The 16,756-nt window shown below is 59.7% G+C and carries 14 protein-coding genes and 1 pseudogene; 7 read left to right on the forward strand and 8 right to left on the reverse strand.

The features are described from left to right. Positions 1-176: 176 nt before the first annotated feature. The 6 genes and pseudogenes from QA637_RS30075 to QA637_RS30100 all read right to left on the reverse strand — a co-directional run bounded on the left by QA637_RS30075 (position 177) and on the right by QA637_RS30100 (position 10,143). Complete coding sequence (locus QA637_RS30075) at positions 177-725, reverse strand: flavin reductase family protein (protein WP_283067506.1); 549 nt, start codon at positions 723-725, stop codon at positions 177-179. A 985-nt stretch (positions 726-1,710) separates the two neighbouring features. Then, positions 1,711-1,962: pseudogene (locus QA637_RS30080) on the reverse strand (PIN domain-containing protein); the annotation flags it as partial. Between the two features lie 58 nt (positions 1,963-2,020). After that, complete coding sequence (locus QA637_RS30085; protein WP_283067508.1) at positions 2,021-5,521, reverse strand: AAA family ATPase; 3,501 nt, start codon at positions 5,519-5,521, stop codon at positions 2,021-2,023. Beyond that, entirely contained in the window at positions 5,521-6,783 is a 1,263-nt protein-coding gene (locus QA637_RS30090) for a metallophosphoesterase family protein (RefSeq protein ID WP_283067510.1), read from the reverse strand. Before QA637_RS30090 ends, QA637_RS30085 begins: the two co-directional genes overlap by 1 nt. Before the next feature lie 170 nt (positions 6,784-6,953). Further along, positions 6,954-8,495 (reverse strand): cytochrome B6, encoded by a 1,542-nt coding sequence (locus tag QA637_RS30095; protein WP_283067512.1) that lies wholly within the window; start codon positions 8,493-8,495, stop codon positions 6,954-6,956. A gap of 421 nt (positions 8,496-8,916) precedes the next feature. After that, a complete protein-coding gene (locus QA637_RS30100) occupies positions 8,917-10,143 on the reverse strand; it encodes a metal-dependent hydrolase family protein (RefSeq protein WP_283068051.1) in 1,227 nt (408 codons plus the stop codon). Between the two features lie 748 nt (positions 10,144-10,891). Here QA637_RS30100 and QA637_RS30105 point away from each other — a divergent pair. Continuing rightward, a complete protein-coding gene (locus tag QA637_RS30105; RefSeq protein ID WP_283067513.1) occupies positions 10,892-11,098 on the forward strand; it encodes a hypothetical protein in 207 nt (68 codons plus the stop codon). Positions 11,099-11,735: 637 nt separating this feature from the next. Beyond that, on the forward strand, positions 11,736-11,951 hold the full coding sequence (locus QA637_RS30110; RefSeq protein WP_283067515.1) for a hypothetical protein: 216 nt from the start codon (positions 11,736-11,738) through the stop codon (positions 11,949-11,951). On the opposite strand, the gene QA637_RS30115 is transcribed toward QA637_RS30110, so the two are convergent. Then, complete coding sequence (locus tag QA637_RS30115; protein WP_283067517.1) at positions 11,938-12,225, reverse strand: hypothetical protein; 288 nt, start codon at positions 12,223-12,225, stop codon at positions 11,938-11,940. The two genes, QA637_RS30110 and QA637_RS30115, sit on opposite strands and share 14 nt — an antisense overlap. Then, positions 12,222-12,545 (reverse strand): sunset domain-containing protein, encoded by a 324-nt coding sequence (locus QA637_RS30120; RefSeq protein ID WP_283067518.1) that lies wholly within the window; start codon positions 12,543-12,545, stop codon positions 12,222-12,224. The genes QA637_RS30115 and QA637_RS30120 overlap by 4 nt, the downstream gene beginning before the upstream one ends. Before the next feature lie 222 nt (positions 12,546-12,767). On the opposite strand from QA637_RS30120, the gene QA637_RS30125 reads away from it, so the two are divergent. From QA637_RS30125 to QA637_RS30145, 5 genes are all read left to right on the forward strand, one after another. After that, a complete protein-coding gene (locus QA637_RS30125) occupies positions 12,768-13,217 on the forward strand; it encodes a hypothetical protein (RefSeq protein ID WP_283067520.1) in 450 nt (149 codons plus the stop codon). Between the two features lie 35 nt (positions 13,218-13,252). Next, on the forward strand, positions 13,253-13,423 hold the full coding sequence (locus QA637_RS30130; protein WP_283067522.1) for a hypothetical protein: 171 nt from the start codon (positions 13,253-13,255) through the stop codon (positions 13,421-13,423). A 45-nt stretch (positions 13,424-13,468) separates the two neighbouring features. Continuing rightward, the gene (locus tag QA637_RS30135; RefSeq protein ID WP_283067524.1) at positions 13,469-14,182 is read left to right on the forward strand and encodes an SOS response-associated peptidase; all 714 of its coding nucleotides are present in this window, start codon (positions 13,469-13,471) and stop codon (positions 14,180-14,182) included. Next, the gene (locus tag QA637_RS30140) at positions 14,179-14,685 is read left to right on the forward strand and encodes a thermonuclease family protein (protein WP_283067526.1); all 507 of its coding nucleotides are present in this window, start codon (positions 14,179-14,181) and stop codon (positions 14,683-14,685) included. The genes QA637_RS30135 and QA637_RS30140 overlap by 4 nt, the downstream gene beginning before the upstream one ends. 597 nt (positions 14,686-15,282) lie before the next feature. Continuing rightward, positions 15,283-16,035, forward strand: coding sequence for a carbonic anhydrase (locus QA637_RS30145; protein WP_283067528.1), 753 nt, complete (start codon positions 15,283-15,285; stop codon positions 16,033-16,035). Positions 16,036-16,756: the final 721 nt, after the last annotated feature.

Below are 16,756 nucleotides of genomic sequence, written 5' to 3' on the forward strand. Positions count from 1 at the left end.
CAGACAAGAGCTCGGCGAAATAGGCCGGTGTCGCGCACTAAACAAAGGCGACAGAACAGTGTCGGATTGTACGGTCGTCAGACGCCAGACCGGCGACACCGTCTTTATCAGTTGTCCTGTGCTGGAATGATGGCAGGCCATCTGACCGTATTGACCCCATAGAGGAGGCCTCGTAGCTACCCGCCAAGGGCATAGTACTGCCCATCGCGGTAGACCAATGAACCACGATTGCCGAAGCGAATACCGACGACGCGGCCCAGAACGATCGCGTGGCTGTGCCTTTCGATGACCTCCTCGACTTTGCAGTCGATGGCCGCCGCCGCATCCTCGAGGACCGGCGCTCCGCTCACGAGGCGGGTCCATTCTGCGCCGAGATACCGTTCCGCCCCCTTCAGCCCGCCGCGGCCGGCGAACTGGTTGGCAAGTGTTTCGTGGTCGGGTCCCGCCACGTTGACGCAGAAATGGCCGTATCGCTCGACGACAGGCAAAGTTGAAGCGGAACGGTTAAGGGTGACGATCATGCGCGGCGGATCGATCGAAAGGGCGGTCGCCGACGTGACCGTCGCTCCACTCCGGGTCTCGCCCTCCCCTGCCGTTATGATGCTCACGCCGCCGCCAAGGGCGCGCAAAGCGCGTTTCAGCCCCTCGGCATCAACGCGATGGTTGGCGAGATCGCCGGTGGCCTCCTTTACGTCGAAGGCGCGCAGGGAAGATTGTTCGGACATCTCAGTCCCTCCTGTATGCAATTGACCTTAGTTTCGGTTAACTGGCAGCAATCCGGAATGGATACCGAGACTGAGCCAAAACATTGGACACCCGGTGCGACAAGGTCATAAACTATTCGTGGTCGCAGCCGAGGGCTGAAAGAGAGCCGAGCACAGTTGCGGCAGCGAGCTTTCCGAAGGCAAAAAACACCGGCCATATTATTTCAATGCAAGGTTGTTTCGGCCTTGGATAAACCGTTCAATGAGGCTACGTCCGCTGTTCTGAAGAACCGGCAGCATTAGCCCTGCCGGTTCTTCAGACTACTTACTTCGCTCAGAGCTGCCACCAGTCGTGGCCTAAAAAGGGCTCGGGAAAAGTCGGAGTGGCGTCGACAAAGTGGGCGGAGCCGAAGTCTGCCGTCGTATCGACGCCGCTGTCCGACTTGTAAACAAAGGTGTCTGCACCACCGGTCTCACCGACGGTATGATTGCTGCCATCGATGTAGTAGGGGGGCCGTCCCACTTTAGGACCTTCGAGGTGAATCGCTCATCGAGAAGTCTCCTCTTAATGTACCCCGCCCCAAAGCCCTCTAGCATTGTAAGGCCCTGGCCAAAAATCCATATTTTGCATCGAACACATTGGTCCTATGAATAAGAAGGCGGCCGAAACTCTTCGCGAGCCGCTGGCAACGTCCACGGTGCATCGAGAATCGGAATGAGCGTTCATGGTGGTTTGCGAGCGTGGGCTGAAGGTCTCATGGCCAACATCGCAAGCGAGCGTACTTCTCCGATCGGCGCCCTGCTTGACTGAGAACTACGTGCAATCGTTGCGATAGCTTGGCGAACATCGGTTTCGAGCTATGCTCTGCACTTTGTAAGCTGGCTGCTGTTCGCGGCAAGGCACGGCGCGTGGCTCGTCAATGTCGGCGGGACATATGACTCGCGGAAGCGGCGCAACAATCTCCTGTGCGGCAGGCGTTGCCGGCCCTTCTTCGCCCGGCGCTTTCATGGCATCGATGATCATCGCGCCGGTAGCCTTCTTGGCCGAGGTATAGGAGAACTGCTGAACCGGCTGGAGCGAATGCTCAAGAGGCATCTCTTCCAACCATTGAGATTGGGTCTGGTCCAATCGCCATCGACACGCTTGACGCTCGCCGTGCCGTAGTTGGGCTCCGGCGAGCAGGCCGGCAATGATCTTCGGCCAGGCGTTGTCGCCCTCGATCAGGAGCGCGAGCGTCGAAATGGTGTCGTTTGCCATAGTAGGTTTCTCACGCGATAGCGAAAGCTGCAACGTCCAGTATGAAGCTCAGCGTCATCTATTCGGCCGCGACGACCTCGAGCCTCGTCGCTCCGACGTCATCGAGATCGTGGAGCCGGACGCCGGGGCAGACGTGCCGCGCGATGTCTGTGAGGTGCCGGTGATGCGTCAGGTAGATGACCTGTCCATGTCGCGCCATCTCTGCAAACAGCCTGAAGGCTTCCTCCGCCCGGAAATCATCGAACGTTTCCATGATGTCGTCGGCGATGAAAGGCACCGATACCCGGTTTTCGACGAATTCGTGATATCCAGCGACACGGAGAGCCAGATACAATTGGAAGCGAGCACCCTTGGACAGTTCGTCTGCAGCTTTCGAACCACCTGAAGCCGTCACCGCGATCAGGACGTCGCCATCCTTGCCAGGCTGGGCGGCGACGCCTTGATAGGCTCCACGGCTGATCGTCCTGAAGGCTGACGACGCCCGAGCCATCATGCCGCTGCGATGACGATCCCTGTACAGCCGGAGACCGTGCTCCGCGGCCGTGCTCCCCGCGCGCAGCTCCATGTATCGGCGGGCGCCCTCCTCTATTTCCAGAAGCGTCGTTCGCCGCTGCTCCTCGATTTCCGCGACCTTCGAGTCGCCACCAATGGCATCAAGGGCGTCCTGCGCCCTGGAACGGTCTCTGAACACCTCGCTGCACCTGAGGTCCTGATCCTCCAGGACTGGCGTGAGCCGGGCAAGCTCCTCTTCGAGTTCCGCCTTGTCCGCGGCGCCGACCAGTTCTTCGACACCGGCGATGCCGCTCGCTCCGCTGCTTTCGACCAGCTCCTGCTCCAGCTCGAAGATCGATTGCGACAGTTCGCGACGCCTGCCTGCGAGGTCGGAATGAGCCTCGACCTCGTCCAGGGTCTCCACTTCGAAGAACTCGATCATCTTGCGCGCCCGCGCTTCCAGAAGCTGCTGCTCCAGCCTCAGATCGTGCTTCTCCTTCCGGATCGTATCGAAATCGCGCTCCAGCTTTTCGAGGCGCTCCTGATTAAGTCCCGCGCCTTGGACCTTCTCGACCACCGCCTGGGCGAGCTCGCTCGGTGATCCGTCCGCAGGGATGGCGAGCTTGCTGCAGAGTTCGAGCACCCTCGCCTCGAACTGCGCCTTGTCCTTTTCCATCTTCTGGATGCGGTCGGCCAATCCGTCCTTCGCCTCTATGGCTGATGCGAGCTTCTCGAGCGTCGACAGGATTTCAGTGACCGATCCGACGCCGGGAACGTGATCCAGCTCGCCAAGCCAGCATTCTTCGCAGGTCGTCTTCCAGTCCAGCGCCCATTCTGCCGCTGCGCGCTCCGCGACGTCGAGCGCCTTTCGGCGCTCGAGGACGTCCTTCCTGAGACGTTCCATCTGCATCGCTCGGGCCCTAGCGTGGTTGAACGCTGCCAATGCTTCGTCCGCCACGGATGCCAGCCCTGCTAGATCGGCATCCGGATGGAAGCGCACCGCGACACCGTTCAACGCCTCCGTCAACGAACGCTTCGCTTGAGTTACGCGATCCCGGACATCAGCCATATCCTGCTCGACGGCAACAAGATCGTCGCGTGCCTTAAGAGTCGCATCTCTCTTACGGAGCCATTCTTCCAGTTCCTGTGGATCCGGCGCGAACCGAAGGTCGGGAGAGATCTCCCTCACCTTTTCCGCGACCTCCGATCTGATCTTCCCGAGCTCCGCCTCTGCCCGCCTATGGGAGTCAACAGCTGTTTGGATATCCGATCCCACTGTTGCGCGGCGCAGCAGAAGCTGGTTGAGCTTGCCTAGCTCCGCATAATGCAGCAGGCGTTGAGAGAGCACACGATCGTCGGCCCTCATCGCCGTCTCGAACAGGTCCGCCGAAGCGGCGTCCATCGCCTGACGATGTTCCGTCCACGCCCTGTCACGGGATGTGCGACTTGCCGTTGCGGTAGCCTCATCGATCTCGCCGGCCTGACTACGCAGCGCCTCTATCTCGGCGTCCAACCGTCGTGCCTCGGCCTCGAGCCGCTCGAGTTCCGCACGCGCTGACCTCAAAACCTCTTCGTTGCTCTGGAACACCTTCTTCCAGCTTTCGAGTGTCGCGGCCGAAGGGCACGCCATCGTGCCGAGTTCGGCAACGGCGCCGTGCCAAGGAAGGAGACGGGTCATCGCTTCCGATAGCGCGCCGGACGCGGCGTCGCGCCGCCGTAAAAGCGACCGAAACACGAGTTCCTCTTCCGACCGGGGCTGCGCCTTCAAAGTCGCGGCAAGCAGGTCGAACGCCCTGGTCCTTTCCGCCGACTGGAGCGCATCGACCTCTTCAAACCCGACGCCTTCCTCCGCCAGGGCGCGCTCCGCCTTCGCGAGTTCGTCCGCGGCGCCTGCCGTCCGAGCGTCCACGCCGGACTTCGAGCCGATCAGCGCTCTCAGTGCTCCGACCATCGCGGCGTCGAGAACGAGCCGGCTCGGCGACGTCTCGCCCGGCCGTCCTAGAAGAAGGAGGATGCTTTCGATCGAAAGCTCGGCCGCGCGCGTCGAAAGCTTCGGGATGTCCTTCTCGGCCGTGAGATATCTGGCCTTGAGTTCAGAGAATTCGTCCATGCTGGCGGCAAGCTTGAGAGCGACGGGATCCGCTTCGAGGGCCGCCGTCTCCTCTTCCAGCAAAGCCGACGAACGGGAAAGGTCGTCCAGCTTGACGCGGTATTCGATCTCCTTGCTCTTTAGCTGAGGCAATTCCTGCCGCCAGGATTCCGGCGGCTCCGGGACCACCTCGAGGTTGGCAAGCTTTAGCCGCAGCCCCGACAGCCGCCCCATAGGCGGGATTGTCTGCAGGATGCGCCTGATTTCGTCGATCCGTTTCTGCGTTTGCGCCCTTTCCGCGATCGCGCTGTCGTACAGCCGGTTCAACCGATCCCTCTCGGTTACAAGGCGCTGGAAGTCGCTCGCCTGCAGATCGATTGCCTCGCGCTGCTGCTTGAGATCCTGCAGTGTCGCCTTCAGCTCGCCCAGGCCGCCGCTACGCGCACGGTACCTGTAGAAGGCGTCGGTCTCGCCGCGAATCGCGAGGAGCTGGCGACTAAGGTCCGACAGACCTGCGCTTGCGGAGAAAAGCAGCTCGCCGAGATCGCCTTTGCTTGCAAGAATGCTCTCTCCGCCTTTCTCAAGCGTCTCGTCATCAAGTGAAAACATCGTCGTGAAGGCGTTCCGGTCGACGCCACCAAGATCGGCCCGTATCAGAGCGTCTGACAGAATCCGCTCCTCCTCATCCAGCAGGCTGTTCTGCGGACGCTTGATTCGGACGAATTCTCGATCCTGCCCGGCGGTACGGATGTTCGCGCCTATCCGCATTGACGCGTAGGGATGCAGGAAGCCGTATCTGCTCGTGGTGCCGATGCCGAAGATCAGGTCCAGGATGGCGTCGGATGTCGTCGACTTTCCCGCTTCGTTCGGCCCGTAGATGATATGAAGATCGGGCAAGCCGACGGGGGGAGGTCCGAAATCGATCACGCCGTCCGTGAACTTGCCGTAACGCGTTAGGTCAAGGCGGTTTATGCGCATCAGTCGACCTTCTCCCGGCGAAGACGTGCCATGATTTCGGCGGACCCGTCCCTGGCAATATCGGCGAGACTCTCCTCGAACGATACCTCGTCGGAGCCGAACATCTCGCGAAGCTCGGCAGGAAGCTGCGCACGCAGTTCGTCGGCGATTGCTCTGAGCTCCTGGCGATAGCCTTCCGACCGAGTCACTTCGTCTTCCATGATGGTCGCCAGTTCGCCTGCCGCTCCCACCCGACTGCTGACGCTGCCAGGAGGCAGGCAGACGGTTTGCACCTTGTCGATCCAGAGGTTTCCAATGAGGGTCCCGCGCGTCTCCAGCTCAGTGCGGACGAGGTCGACATCACGACGCAGCCGCCAAGCCAGGTCGCTGCATCCGGTTATCTGGACGCGTGCCACCAGGTGTTCCGCCGTGACAGAAGCACGTAGCTTGTGGAGCCGGGACGAGACTTCGCCGATCATGCTCGTCCAGTCGGTTGCCCCCGACACGTCAATGGCAAGGCGCTCGAACTGCGCGATCGCCGTCGGCCGCTCCTCGACGACGATCGACCGGTCGTCCCTGATCGTGACCAGCGAGACCGACTTAGGCCCGTCTTCATTGACGTCCCTCCCCTGAGGCATGCCAGGCATAACGATGACCGTGGTGGCGTCTTCGACCACCGAACGCTTGTGAATATGACCCAGCGCCCAGTAGCGGAAGCCGCTCTGCTGCAGGTCCGTGACACTGCACGGAGCATAGAGGTCATGCTTCTCCGATCCGCCGAGGCTCGTATGCATGATGCCGATGTTGACCGCGTCCGGGATCGGAAGAGCGTAGTGGCGAAGCAGGCTTTGCGGGGCGTGCGGCTTCGCGAAGCTGAGGCCATGGATTGCAATAGAGTGGCCGGCGCCGCGGTCGATCACCACCGCTTCGGCGCTCGGGCCGAACACCTTCACCGTCTCCGGCATCACAAGCTCCGTCGTGATTTTCGACAGTGCATCGTGATTGCCTCGGATGATGAACGTTCGAATGCCCGCCTCATGAAGACGCCGGAGTTGCTCGGCGATGAAGCGCGCCGTTTTCATCGACGTCTGATCGCCATCATAGAGATCGCCGGCGAGAACAAGCGCGTCCACCTGCTCTTCCAGGCAAAGATCGACCACACGGATAAACGCTCTCCTCGTTGCCAAGCCGATGAGATCGGAGAGTTCCGGATTGCGCAACGCTAGCGTCTTCAGAGGCGAATCAAGATGAATGTCAGCGGTATGCAGGAAGCGATAGGCCAATTGGATACCTCAAGCAGTGACTTGCCTTCATATGCCACCGATTGAGTCGAGGCGATAAACACTTCGCGTTTCGTGCTGTTCTCCACACGTTTATCCAGTCAGTGACCGTATCGCTGAGGGTCTCTTCGAACGCGCTGGTTTTCTCCGCAGCAAGCATGCTTGTGTCCGCGTCACAGGGCAAGCAGATAGGCAACCAGCGCATCCTTTTCTTGCTGCGTAAGCTTTGTTCCGAGAACCAGATTGAAGAACTCGACCGTGTCGGCGAGTGTCATCAGCCGCCCATCGTGCAAATAGGGCGGCGAGTCCTTGATACCGCGCAGTGTGAAGGTCTTGATCGGACCATCCGGTGACATCACGAGATCGTTGGCGCTCTGGCCGGTTTTATAGAAGCGCTCGAGCTTGAGGTCGTGCATGTTGTTGTCCATGAAGGCAGTCTGCGGGACGTGGCAAACGGCGCAGCCACCCTTGCCCATAAACACCCGTTCGCCCTCCAATTCCTGCTCGCTCGTCCCGCTTGGATCGAGGCGTCCGAACGCGTCGAGTTTGGGCGCAGGCGGGAAGTCGATCATGTTCTGCATCTGAGCCATCATTGAGACCTGGCTTGCACGATCGAGTAGGTTCACGCCCTTTCTAGCGGCGCTCACATGGTCGCCGTTGAAGTAGGCGGTGCGCTGCTCGAACTCAGTAAAGTCTTCGACCGACCGCAGCGACCGTTTCGAACCATGAATCTGCTGATTGAACAGCCCGCGCAGGCTGGTCGTGTCGAGACGAAACCGCTGCGTCTGTGGCCGGACGTCGGGGGTCAGGTGGAAAGCGGCATTGGTATGGAAGTTCGAATGGCAGTCCAGGCAGGCGACGCCCAGGCTCTCCTCGGCAGCTTTGCGGTCCGCGGTTTCGTTGAACTCTTCTTGCGGGAACGGGGTTAGTAGAAGTCGAAGCCCGTCCATCTGCACCGGCGTGATGATGCCGTTCATGATCTCATTGAAGTTCCGGATCGTCAGAAGCTCGCCGTGTGAAACGTCACCGAGTTCCGGATGTGAGGTTAGAAAGATTGGCGGCGGGAACTCCGGCGTCAGGTGATTGGGGAGGTCGAAGTCGACATCGAAACGCCTAAGATCCCTGCCTTCCTGGCGGCCTATTTCATTAATCTGCACCTCAGGAAAGACTTGACCGCCAGTTGCGTGCTTTACATGCGGCAGCGGCATAAAGCCGGCCGGCAGTAATCCCTGCTCTCTGATCTCGTCAGGGCTCTTCTCGGCCAAAGCGCCCCAGCTTACGCCCTTCGGAAGTTTGACACGAACGCCGGCTTGAACCGCCTTCCGACGACCCGACATCATCACACCTTCCATGGGACGGTCAGAAAGGTCATATCGCTTCTCAAGCAGGCGCCGCTGACGCTCCATGACGCGCGGCTTCGCATGTTCGTCGAATTCCTTCATTTCGGAAAAGGAGCGGTGCGGAAAGGTTAGATAGATCAGATCAGCGGGCAGCGGATCAGACACGGTCGGAAAAGCGCGCGCGGAGACTGCGAATGCGATCGCCACGCCGATCATGATAAGCGACCTAAGCCGGGTCGTGTGAGCCTTGAGGTCGCAGCCCGCGATCAGAATCTTCTGACCGAGATCGGCAAGAGTATAGGGCGTCTTTACCGAGGCGGTGAATGTTCGGATGCCTCTCTTCCAATAGAATACGATCTGACGCAGACCTAACATGTTGCTTTTGCCTTCGTTCTCCGATCGCGTTTTTCACCACGATGCAGGACGGCAGCTTTCTGCCGCCGCTGATGCGTGACGTTCAAAATTTGTGCCAGGCAGGAACGTGGTCAGAGATTATTGTTCTGCCATTAGTCAGCGCTTGATAGCTGGACGCTGGGCGAACATCGGCGTGTCACGTACCCGACAAACCGGAATGTCATTCGAGGGTTGCAGTCCGCATTGCTTTGGTAGCCAGTGCCGAAACGGATTGCACGACGCACATACCCCTGGCTGCCGAGTTACTTGCTCTTGATATTCATCCCGCGCGCGGCAGAAGCAGTTACAACCTAGTGCCTGACAGCACCCCAGTACTATCCATTAACCCCGAGTGAGCTCTCACAGCAGCGACTTTGGTTCTTCGGGGACAGCGTGTCGGCGGCTAGCTGTCTTTCACAACACGGCCCCCTTTGATGATTGTGCGGATGCGCGTGGTGTCGGACAGGATCGACAGGTCCTTCAGTGGATCGCCGTCGACCACGACCACGTCCGCGAAAGCGCCTGGTGCGATGATGCCGACCCTGCCCTCCAGCTGAAGGACCCGGGCGGCATCCAGGGTGGCGGCGCGGATCACCTCGTGTGCCGGCAGAACCCGGCCGCGCAGCTCAAATTCTTGCGCCTGGTGCTCGTGCATCCCTCCGAGCAGGTCCGAGCCGTAGCCCATTGTTACCCCAGCGTCACGCAACGTCTGCAATGCCGTGAGGCCCGCAGACAGTACGAAATCGATCTTTTCGAGCGAAGCCGCCGGTATCCCATGTTCGGCGCCCTCGCGCGCCAGCACCGCGTATGTGATGTTGGTGGGAACCACAACTGCGCCCGCCTTGCGTACCCGCTTGGCGGTCGCCGGGGTAATCAGGTTGCCATGCTCGATCGAGCGTACCCCGGCTTCTAGCGCCCGGGAAATCGCTTCGTCGCTGTAGAGATGAGCGGCCACATAAGTGTGTTGGTGCGCCGCCTCCTGGACCGCCGCCTGCAGTTCTGGAAGGCTGAAGGCGAGCGCATCTATAGGGTCGGTGGGCGAGGACACACCGCCGCTGGCCATGACCTTGATGAAGCGCGCACCGGCCTTCAGCTCCTCTCTGGCCGCCCGTCGCACCTCCGCTTCGCCGTCGCAAATGCGACCAAGCGCACCCAGCTTGTCAGGATAGTAATCTGCAGGGCGCCGATCATGCCGGTCCCGATAATCGGTGTGGCCGCCCGTCGGAGACAGCGCCTTTCCGCAAATGACGAGACGCGGGCCCTCGATAAGCCCGCGTTCGACAGCGTCCACCAGCGCTTGATCAGCGCCGCCCAGGTCGCGGACCGTCGTAAAACCGCGGCTCAGCATCCCGCGCATCGTATTCGCGGCATAGAGCGCGGCGAGCGTGTTGGGCAGTTCGGCGTTGGCAGCAAGGTTTCCTTTCGCGGCGACGACATGCACATGGCAATCGATCAGCCCTGGTAAGACGATGCGCCTCTTCGCGTCGAAAACATGGGCGCCCGCCGGTGACTTCACGCGCTCTCCGACTTCGGCAACGAATCCGTCCGCCAGCAGAACGTCGACCGGATCCGCGGGACGGTCCGCGGTGCCATCCACGATGGCAGCATTGCGAATAACAATCGTCGGAATCACACGCTCCTTTGGTTTGACACTGGATGGATCGACCGCTTTCTGGAACGCCCCTGAAATATCCTGATGTTCGAACCATCGCCGCCTCGGTCAATGACGCCACGCCCGCGACTATGTCTATTGCACTGCCGGCTACTCGTACCTCGCTCGCGCGAGACCCTCCAGATGTCGAGAAGCATGATATCGGCTCCCTTGAGGGCCTAGGAATGTCAGCCGCCATGACAAACAGGCGATTTGCAGTTTCAGCCTCCGCACCATGTAGAAAGCATCGACGTTTTCTCGCCGAAGACAGGAATCACCAGTCGTGCCAACTGCGCAGAGCCTCCTTTTGGAGTTTGATTGCAAGGTCTTGGGTGAGGTGCATTAGCACGCTGGCCGAACGCCGCCGTGTCGCGAACTGGACAAACCCGACAGCGTCGCGTCCTGCTCGATCGTCCCGAAGCGACTGCAGGTGGGAGCTTTCAATCACTGCATCGGGATCTCAAGGCTCGTCATCGGCTGGCGCGAGCGAGCCTACCGAAAGGCAAGGATGAAGAGCCTCGGGGAGAAGACGTCGGCGGCAAGAGTTCACAGGCGCTACGATGCACAACTCCGCGAAATAACGCATGCCATACCGCCGGCACAAAAGCCGACCAACATTCTTTTTCAATAGCCAGGCGTCTCATCGGGGCGCAGGATGGTGCAAATGACACGGGCGCCGCCGGCTGAGACACAATCGCGCTTTCGCCCCAACCAAGGAGGTCGCGCAATGTATCCTTCCCGCGAATTTCACTCCGATTTTTTCCGGCCCAAGGAAATCGAATTGCTTCAGTGCATTTTCAATGCCGCGTTGGAAGCGAACGAGATCAAGTGCAACAGTCCGGAAGCCGAAGCGCTCGCAAAGAGGCTCTTCACGCTCTACCAAGCGGGCGTGAGGGACGCAGCGGAGCTGAGCGACCGTTTGAAAGCTGCGTGATCGAGAAGCCGGAACAAAAAAGAGCCCGCGATCGAGAGAGGGGTCAGCGGGCTAGATGAACGCCAATTATGTTGGCTGTCTAATGGTGACACAAACGGTTGTTTTGTCCAGTTGATCGATGCGTTTAGATCACGTCTACGCAAACGAGATCAGTCGCCGCCATAAGGCTCACGGACGTACTGGACCTCGAAAGCGGCCGTCAGCCCCGCGAGAATGTGCGGTGGCGTCCGTTGCCCCCGCCTTGTCTTCGGCTTTGGCGAATTGCGTGATTGTGCTCAGCGGGACGCGCCAGATAGCGTCAACGATCTCTCGGTTCACCTCGTCCAAGGTCGCCCTGTCCGAGCCTCGCCAGAAAACATAGTCATGTCCTATTCGCAGGCACAGGTGAATGGCCACGGCAGCCGTGGCCCGCCCACGATCTGACAGCAGCATGCCCCGCAGATCGTTGTCGATCTCTAGCAAGGGCATCTTGATTGTTGCGGAACTCACGTTTCGCTTCATGCGGCCATTAACGCACGGATCGAGAAAACCGTCGCATCGGCTATTGGGATGATCGCCTGGCGGCCGATACTCGCACTTTTGCGAGTAGCCATACTTTTTCTCCCCGCCTACCCTCGCCGTGGAAGGGAGATCTGGTATGGACTATATCGCAGAGATCAAGGGAATGACGGACGACGAACTCCGGGCGACCTGCATGTTGGCAGTGGCCCATTGCGTGACAGACGAGATGCTGGACGACTCCATGCCGCCCTACTGGATTGAGATCCTGAAGGAAATCTATGGGCGCGGCTGGGCGGGTGACAATCAGGAGATCATTGCCGAGAAACTGGCTGAGGCCACTACCACCTTTTAGCGTCGCGTTGACGCTCCTCGACGGCCCGGCGCATGGCGTCCTCGCGGCCACATTCGTACTTCTCCATGTAGTATCGGATCAGAGACTGTCGACGGCCCTCATCCATGATGGAGTAAACGTTCCTGAATTGCCGCTCGGCTGCTGATTTTTTCTTGGACAGCCGACCGCGGCCAATGAGTCTCGACAGCGCAAAGTAAGCCAGCAGTCCGACAAAACTTCCAACCAACAGGGCGAGACCCATTTCCTGATTGAGAAAATCGCCAGGGACAGTCATCTGTATGCCTTCCGCCACCCTGCGGCCCACGCCTCTTCCTCAGAGCAGAACCAGCGCTCCCCGTATTCCGGTCGTATTCGGGTCTCGGAGTAATACTTCTGTCCAGGCACATGAAAAATACGCTCGTCTGAATCGATGCTGATATTGCCCTTGATGTCGCAGGAAGTTCCAATGCTGCCCAGACTGACCCACTTGGCAATGAAGTCAGGTGCGGTCATGCCGCCTGCCGCACCTACCGCGACGGCCGCGATTACTAGCCCCGGCGCCGTTCGGAACACCGAGGGCTGCTGTGGCTTGCGACGTCTTTGGCGATAACTCATGCCCCTACTCCGGCAACTTCGCGCGAAGATGGTAGTTCAGAGCACAAATTAGCAAAAGCTGCACAAATGGGTTAGTCGCCGCCAATGTGGTCCTGCGGCAGCCCTGCGACATTGACTCCCCTCGCAATGAGAACATAATAGGAACATTCATCGGCGCTGCGGCGCGCCAATCCAGCAACCCAGGGGACCAACAACCGCTGCTGCGGGCAGAGAAGGTGCGCCATGCGAGCGTTCGAAGATGAAGTCCGAAACATGATTGCGGTCGACCTGACCGTTCTGTCACCCGATCGAAGGCGCGCCATTGCCGGCCTCGACCAATATCGCCGCACCGTCGAGGTTCACGGTGTGCAGAACGTTGCCGCCAAAATCGCCGAATCCTTCTGCTCCTTTGCCGTCTTCGATGGGGAGCAGGTGCTGCGCTATCCTGCGATTACCCCTTTCATCACACAGACGCTGTATGCGATCCCGATCGAACTGCGACGGAAGGCATGCGACCGGGACCGGGTGAAGGCGGATCGGGCGCGCGTCAGCATGGCACAGATGATCTCGTCTGCATTGTTGCAGCGATATCGCTTCGAACAACTGAAATGCGGCGTTGCGCCGTCGAGCACTGCTTGGGACCGCGCCTTCGAAGACCAGTTCGGGAACGGCCGGAAGGCGGCTGAAGGTTGAGGCAGGCATAGCTTTTCAGCCGGGGAGTAATGAACATGAGCGATGAGGCCAGCGCTACGACCAAGCCACGCCAGGATACGGCGCTCTACGTTCATTATTGCGAGTATCCCGGCTGCGCGAAATGGGGCGGCTTCGGATACGCTGCCGGCAAGGACGAGCCACGATGGTTCTGCTTCGAGCATAGGCCCGAGTGGAAAGGATGTTGACGCCGGCAGCGGCCCCGATAGCTTTGCCGCGATGGAGGAAAGCAGATGTGCGGACGCATCTACATTAAGAGCACGCTTGGAGACCTGCTGCGCAATTTCTCTTTCGCCGCAACCGAACGCGTCGAAGGGCTGGCGAACCAGTTCCCGCGTTACAACGGCGCGCCATCGCTCTACTATCCGATCATCATCCGCGACGTGGTCCGAGAGCCAGACGTTTTCGGCCCGACCTTCGTCAGCGCGCGATGGGGATTGATTCCAAGCTGGATCAAGGAGCAGAAGCCCGGCCGGCCGCCGCCCGTAAACGCGCGGTGCGAGGGCATCGCGAACAACGGTATGTTCAAGAAGGCCTACGCCAGCCGGCGTTGCTTGGTGCCGATCGATGGCTTTTTCGAATGGAAGGATATTTTCGGCACCGGCAAGAACAAGCAGCCCTACGCCATCGCCATGAAATCGGGCGAGCCTTTCACGCTTGCCGGCATCTGGGAGATCTGGCGGAATCCTGCGACCGACGAGGATATCCGCACTTTCTGCGTTATCACCTGCCCACCTAACGACATGATGGCGAAGATTCACGACCGGATGCCAGTCATCCTGCACCCGGAGGATTACGAACGCTGGCTGTCGATCGAGCCGGACCCATTTGACCTGATGAAGCCGTTCCCGGCCGAACTGATGACCATGTGGAAAATCGACAGGAAGGTCGGCTCGCCGAAGAACGACACTGCGGATATCCTCGATCCCACAGAACCCGCCCAATGAAGCTTTCGCATTTGCTACTCGTCGCGGTCGCGCTGGGCGCCGCATTGCCCGCCCGTTCTGCCGGTCCAATCATTGGCCGCGCCACCGTCATTGACGGAGACACGATCGAAATCAGAGGTGAGCGCGTTCGCCTGCATGGCGTAGACGCCCCGGAGAGCTGGCAGAAATGCGAGGACGGCGACGGGGGCGCCTACCGGTGCGGCAAAGAGGCCGCCTTCGCGCTCGACCGGTTTCTCGCCGAATCCCGCCCCACCCGATGCGAGTTTGTCGAGCGTGATCGATATCAGCGGTTCGTGGGCGTGTGCTTTCGCAATGACGGTCGCGAGGTCAATCGCTGGCTTGTCGAGAGCGGCAATGCTGTGGATTGGGAGAGATACAGCAAAGGCGCGTACGCCCGCGCCCAAGAGGTCGCTCGGTCACGAGGCGCCGGCATCTGGCGCGGCAAGTTCCAGTTGCCTTGCCAGGCGCGCGCTGAGCGTGCCAATCATGAGCCGTCTTGCTGACTGAGTAAGTGATGCCCGCCGACGCCTATATAGACGACAAGACCATAAAATCAGGATATCGGCGCCCAAATACGTGCAGCACGCGAGATGCTGGGCATGACTCAGTAGTTGCTGGCGAATGACGTGTGTTCCGGCAGATCCAGGAGTACGAGAAAGGCAAAAACCGCGTCTCCGCGGCTATGCCGGTCCGGATCTACCAGGCGATACAGATCAGCCCGATGGAGAACATCGGTGCCTACTTCGCTCATGAAAGGCCCGACCGACGATCGCGTTGACTGGTTACAGGAATATTGCTGACGGCGGGCGAAATTTGCCAGGCGTCCGGCAGTCCTTGCGAGACGAGTGGGTGAACGCTGGGTCGCTTGGCATGCCGGCTGCTTTCGCAGGCCTATAGCCCGTCGAGAACATAAGAAAACCTTCCCAATCCCCCGCCGCCGGCGGAAGATGCCTCCAATCTGCCGTGCATGACTTTGCAACCTCTCGGTACCATGGTAGTAGCGACGCACGGTGTAATCGGGGTACTCTTCTCCCAGTCCGTGACCGCTTTGACGACGCTCCATCTTCAATCGACTGCCGTCAGAATGAGACAGGATGACAATGGAAAGACGTAATTTTCTCAAGGGCATGGCGCTGCTTGGAGCATGCCCGCTTTGCGTGAAGCCGACCTTTGCCGCCGAGGGCGCCCACTGGGGCTATGAAGGCGACGCCGGGCCCGCTCGCTGGGGTTCCTTGAGCAAGGCGAACAGCGCCTGCTCGCTGGGCTCGCAGCAATCGCCGCTCAACATCACAGGCAGCATCGAGGCCGAACTTCCGGATCTGGCAATCGACTGGAAGAAAGGCGGTTCGATCGTCAACAACGGCCACACGATCCAGGTCAACGCGGTACCTGGCGGCCTACTGCGCCGTGGCTACACGGCCTACGAATTGCTGCAGTATCATTTTCACGCTCCGAGCGAACACCTGGTCGATGGCAGAAATTTCGCTATGGAGGTGCACTTTGTACACCGGCATGCCGAATCGCATGCGCTCGGTGTACTCGGCGTGTTCTTTGTTCCTGGCGCGGCCAATCCGGCGTTCACCGCGTTGGCTGCGGCATTCCCCAGGCAAGCGGGACAAGAAAACCAGGTTGCCGGTGTCGATCCATCCGGCTTGCTGCCACCTTCGCTCGAATACTGGTCCTACGAAGGGTCCCTGACGACGCCGCCCTGCAGTGAGATTGTCGATTGGATGATCGCGATGGATCCGGTTGAGGTCGATGCGGCGGACATAAAGAAGTTCACCGCGCTTTACTCGGCAAATGCTCGGACAACGGTTCCAAGCAATCGGCGCTACATTCTGCGCTCCGGCTAACTGGCCCTGAGGGCGGGCCACCATCAGGCTGCTCGTCGCGGGACCGTAAGACAGATTTCTCCGCTCATGGATTGGCAGGGAGATGGGAAAAGGTCTCGTGGCGAATGTTCTGAGAGTCCTGGGAATTAAGTAACATGTCCCGTTTTTACGAATTCACACTCTCGATGGACGAGACTGAGGACGGCACCATCTCGTGGATGGTAACCGCTCCCGCATTTCCTGAAATCACCACTTTTGGCGATACACAACCGAAGGCTTGCCTGGAGGGGCTCAAAGCGATCGAAGAGGCTATCGGTGCGCGCGTTGCCGAGAAGAAATTCCGCTGCCCTTGGCGGAAACCAAGGGTGTCGGCCGATATGTGGAAGTACCTGTCCTCACGTGATCTGCAAAAGCCAAGGACCTTTCGCCCGCCGAATTGGCGCGTCGTCCCGGTTGGCATCGCGAACAGGTGGATCGCCTTTTCCGTTTTGATCACAAATCTCAGATGGATCAAATCGAAGCTGCTTATAAAGCCCTCGACGTGCCGCTCGACGTCAAGGTCGACTTTGATTTTCCAGCAGCGGCGTAGCAGTTGCTGAAGGTATCGTCCAATTCTAAAGCCCGGGGGCGAAACTCCGGGCTTTTCGCTTTTCAGTAGATACTGCGAGCTTAGTTGAAAGCCTACAACAGATAGCCTGCGGGGCCGCCGCGCCGGGAGGCACAGCTCTGGTTGCCATTTGTT

The sequence above is a fragment of the Sinorhizobium terangae genome, assembly GCF_029714365.1.
GTDB classification, from domain to species: domain Bacteria; phylum Pseudomonadota; class Alphaproteobacteria; order Rhizobiales; family Rhizobiaceae; genus Sinorhizobium; species Sinorhizobium terangae.

What these genes read in the sequence shown, in the direction of transcription:
- QA637_RS30075 (WP_283067506.1), bottom strand. Translation starts at nt 725, where the DNA reads ATGTCCGAACAATCTTCCCTGCGCGCCTTCGACGTAAAGGAGGCCACC.
- QA637_RS30085 (WP_283067508.1), bottom strand. Translation starts at nt 5,521, where the DNA reads ATGCGCATAAACCGCCTTGACCTAACGCGTTACGGCAAGTTCACGGAC.
- QA637_RS30095 (WP_283067512.1), bottom strand. Translation starts at nt 8,495, where the DNA reads ATGTTAGGTCTGCGTCAGATCGTATTCTATTGGAAGAGAGGCATCCGA.
- QA637_RS30105 (WP_283067513.1), top strand. Translation starts at nt 10,892, where the DNA reads ATGTATCCTTCCCGCGAATTTCACTCCGATTTTTTCCGGCCCAAGGAA.
- QA637_RS30110 (WP_283067515.1), top strand. Translation starts at nt 11,736, where the DNA reads ATGGACTATATCGCAGAGATCAAGGGAATGACGGACGACGAACTCCGG.
- QA637_RS30115 (WP_283067517.1), bottom strand. Translation starts at nt 12,225, where the DNA reads ATGACTGTCCCTGGCGATTTTCTCAATCAGGAAATGGGTCTCGCCCTG.
- QA637_RS30120 (WP_283067518.1), bottom strand. Translation starts at nt 12,545, where the DNA reads ATGAGTTATCGCCAAAGACGTCGCAAGCCACAGCAGCCCTCGGTGTTC.
- QA637_RS30125 (WP_283067520.1), top strand. Translation starts at nt 12,768, where the DNA reads ATGCGAGCGTTCGAAGATGAAGTCCGAAACATGATTGCGGTCGACCTG.
- QA637_RS30130 (WP_283067522.1), top strand. Translation starts at nt 13,253, where the DNA reads ATGAGCGATGAGGCCAGCGCTACGACCAAGCCACGCCAGGATACGGCG.
- QA637_RS30135 (WP_283067524.1), top strand. Translation starts at nt 13,469, where the DNA reads ATGTGCGGACGCATCTACATTAAGAGCACGCTTGGAGACCTGCTGCGC.
- QA637_RS30140 (WP_283067526.1), top strand. Translation starts at nt 14,179, where the DNA reads ATGAAGCTTTCGCATTTGCTACTCGTCGCGGTCGCGCTGGGCGCCGCA.
- QA637_RS30145 (WP_283067528.1), top strand. Translation starts at nt 15,283, where the DNA reads ATGGAAAGACGTAATTTTCTCAAGGGCATGGCGCTGCTTGGAGCATGC.